This window comes from Paraburkholderia sp. SIMBA_054 (assembly GCF_046534875.1).
Taxonomy (GTDB): Bacteria; Pseudomonadota; Gammaproteobacteria; order Burkholderiales; family Burkholderiaceae; genus Paraburkholderia; species Paraburkholderia hospita.
Genome location: NZ_JAWRXV010000303.1, coordinates 1 through 394, shown reverse-complemented (window position 1 = coordinate 394; position 394 = coordinate 1). Strand labels below are relative to the sequence as shown.

The 394-nt window shown below is 65.5% G+C and carries 1 protein-coding gene; it reads left to right on the top strand.

The features are described from left to right. The coding region (locus tag SB822_RS55230; protein WP_410858864.1) for a hypothetical protein at positions 1-394 on the top strand (394 nt) is incomplete at both ends.

Genomic DNA, 394 nt, shown 5'->3' with positions numbered 1-394 from the left:
GCCGAAGGGTTACACCGACGAATGGAGCGCCGACGACGCGCTGCTCGACGTACTGCGCGCCCGGCTGACCGGTTTCGGCCCGCTGCCCGCCGACGCGATTGCAGATGCGCTCAAGCTGCCGCGGACATCGGTCGAACAGGCGCTCGGACGTCTCGAAGCAGAAGGCTATGTGATGCGTGGACGTTTCACGCCGAACACGTCGGAAGAGGAATGGTGTGAGCGCCACCTTCTTGCGCGCATTCACCGTTACACCGTCAAGCGGCTGCGCCGCGAGATCGAGCCCGTGGAACGGCACGACTTCATGCGCTTTCTGTTCGAATGGCAGCACCTGACGCCGGACACGCGCAGCGAGGGGCGCGACGCGCTCGCCGCCGTTCTGGAACAGATGGAAGGC